Source organism: Streptomyces graminilatus (assembly GCF_001418565.1).
Classification (GTDB): domain Bacteria; phylum Actinomycetota; class Actinomycetes; order Streptomycetales; family Streptomycetaceae; genus Streptomyces; species Streptomyces graminilatus.
Genome location: NZ_LIQQ01000828.1, coordinates 1 through 2,361, shown reverse-complemented (window position 1 = coordinate 2,361; position 2,361 = coordinate 1). Strand labels below are relative to the sequence as shown.

3 protein-coding genes are annotated in these 2,361 nt (G+C 71.8%); all 3 read left to right on the top strand.

Annotated features, from left to right (window positions below; genetic code table 11):
• Nucleotides 1-59: 59 nt before the first annotated feature.
• From AOK08_RS41955 to AOK08_RS41945, 3 genes are read left to right on the top strand one after another with little or no spacing between them, the layout of a single operon-like run.
• Nucleotides 60-248: a ferredoxin gene (locus AOK08_RS41955; protein ID WP_055535835.1), complete on the top strand. Its 189-nt coding sequence runs from the start codon at nucleotides 60-62 to the stop codon at nucleotides 246-248.
• 1 nt (nucleotide 249) lies between these two features.
• Nucleotides 250-1,509, top strand: coding sequence for an NAD(P)/FAD-dependent oxidoreductase (locus AOK08_RS41950; RefSeq protein WP_198539570.1), 1,260 nt, complete (start codon nucleotides 250-252; stop codon nucleotides 1,507-1,509).
• A complete protein-coding gene (locus AOK08_RS41945; protein ID WP_055535833.1) occupies nucleotides 1,506-2,315 on the top strand; it encodes an acetoacetate decarboxylase family protein in 810 nt (269 codons plus the stop codon). The genes AOK08_RS41950 and AOK08_RS41945 overlap by 4 nt, the downstream gene beginning before the upstream one ends.
• Nucleotides 2,316-2,361: the final 46 nt, after the last annotated feature.

The window sequence follows — 2,361 nt, the reverse complement described above, 5'->3', positions numbered from 1 at the left end:
GCCTTACCTCTCACCCCTCACCCCCCGTTCCGACGCCCTCACCACCAGGAGGACCGGCCATGAAGGTCGTCGTCGACATGAACAAGTGCCAGGACCACGGTCAGTGCGTCTTCGCGGCACCCGACGTCTTCTCGATGGACGACGGCGGTCACCTGCTGTACGTCTCCGACCCCGATGACGCCCTGCGCGACGAGGTCGAGGAGGCCGCGGACGTCTGCCCGCTCCAGGCCATCCGGATCGAGGACTGACATGACCGACCGGACGGACGTGCCCCCGGGGCGCGTGGTCGTCGTGGGCGCCTCCATGGCCGGACTGCGCGCCGCCGAACAGTTGCGCGCGGCCGGCTGGGCCGGAGCGGTCACGGTCGTCGGCGACGAGCCGCACATGCCCTACAACCGGCCTCCGCTGTCCAAGGAGGTACTGGCAGGCAAGGCGTCCTTCGAGTCCCTCGCCTTCACCCCGAAGGCGTCGGCGGCGGACGTCGAGTGGCGTCTGGGCACAAAGGCGGTGTCGGCGAGTCTCGCCGACCGGACCATCGACCTCGACGACGGCTCGACCCTGTCGTACGGCGGTCTGGTCGTCGCCACCGGAATGCGCCCCCGGCGCCTGCGCTGCCCCGGCCCGCGGACCGGCCGCCACACCGTACGCACCCTCACCGACGCCCAGGCCCTGCGCGCGGAACTGACCCGGCCCGGTGTCAGGGTCGTCGTGGTCGGCGCCGGATTCATCGGCTGCGAGGTCGCCGCCACGGCCCTCGGACTCGGCGTCGCCGAGGTCACCGTCGTCGATCCGCTGCCCCTGCCCATGGTGGGCCCCCTCGGTGAACTCCTCGCCCGCGCGCTGCTGCGGCGGCACGAGGAACGCGGGGTGCGCTTCGCGCTCGGCACGGGGGTCGCCGGCTTCGAGGGCGACGACCGGGTCACCGGGGTCGTCCTCGGTGACGGTACGGTCCTGCCGGCCGACGTCGTGGTGGAGTCGGTCGGTTCCGTCGCCAACGTCGAGTGGCTGGACGGCAACGGGGTCGACCTCGGCGACGGCGTGCTCACCGACGAGTGGCTCAGGGTCGGCGGACGCCCGGACGTCGTCGCGGTCGGCGACGTGGCCCGCTTCCCCAACGCCCGCTACGACGGCGTACCCCGCCGCGTCGAGCACTGGTCGATCCCCACGGACACCGCGAAGCACGCGGCGAAGTCGCTGGCCGCTCATCTCGCGGGCAGGGAACTCTCAGGCGGGGAAGGGGAGTTGGCGCCCTTCGCGCCGCTGCCCACCTTCTGGAGCGACCAGCACGACTTCCGGCTCCAGTCCTTCGGGGCGCCCGTGCTCGGCATCGACGATGTGCGGGTCCTGGACGGCGACCCGGAAGCGGACGTTCTCGTCGGCTACCACGCCGGGGAGCAGCTTGTCGGCGTCGTCGCCCTCGGCGGACCCGCCACGGCCGCGAAGGCCGCCCGATACCGCGCCGAACTGCTCAAGCAGCCCGCCCTCACTGTGCAAGGAGCCTCCAAGTGACCGGTCCCCGTGGGTTCTTCCACCCCAAGACGGCGAGCGGTGCCTCGTCACTCATCCCGTCGCCGCCCTGGCGGTACTCCGGTGACCTGCTGACCGTCGAGTACCGCACCGACCCCTCGCGGGTACGTGAACTGCTGCCCGAGCCGCTGGAGTTGGCCGACGAGGATCCGGGCGCGGTCGCCCTGATCTGGGCCGACTGGCAGTCGTGCTCGCAGTCGGGGGACGAGCTGCTGGATCCCGTGCGGGGGCAGTACAAGGAGGCCTTCGCGGTCGTCCGCTGCAAGTACCGGGGCGAGACGTACTCGCGGTGCGTCTACATCTGGGTCGACAAGGACTTCGCGATCGCTCGCGGACTGCACCAGGGGTATCCGAAGAAGCTCGGGTCGATCCACCAGACGCGTCCGCATCCGTACGGGCCCGCTCCGCGGATCGAGGCGGGGGCGCGGTTCGGGGCGACGCTGGCGGCTGCCGACCGGCGGTTGGCGCAGGCCGTGGTGACTCTGCGGGAGCCCTCTTCCACGAACGGGTTCGTGAACGGTCACCCGATGGCCCATCACCGGTGGCTTCCGTCCATCGACGGCAAGGGGCTGGCTCTCGACGAGCTGATCTCGTCCGGGGCGGCGTCGTTCGAGGGTGGGCAGGCGTGGGTCGGGGACGCGGAGTTGGAGCTGTTCTCGGCGCCTACGGAGGAGCTGGCCCGGCTGGAGATTCGTGAGCCGATCGCCGCGTACTACCGCCAGGTCGGCGTGGTGTGGGACGGCGGGCAGCTGCTGGAGTCGGGGACTTCCGGAGCGTCTGCCGGGTGACGCGGTAGGTCGCCCCCGCCGCCCCTTCCCGTCCCGTCCTCGGGGG

What these genes read in the sequence shown, in the direction of transcription:
- AOK08_RS41955 (WP_055535835.1), top strand. Translation starts at nt 60, where the DNA reads ATGAAGGTCGTCGTCGACATGAACAAGTGCCAGGACCACGGTCAGTGC.
- AOK08_RS41950 (WP_198539570.1), top strand. Translation starts at nt 250, where the DNA reads ATGACCGACCGGACGGACGTGCCCCCGGGGCGCGTGGTCGTCGTGGGC.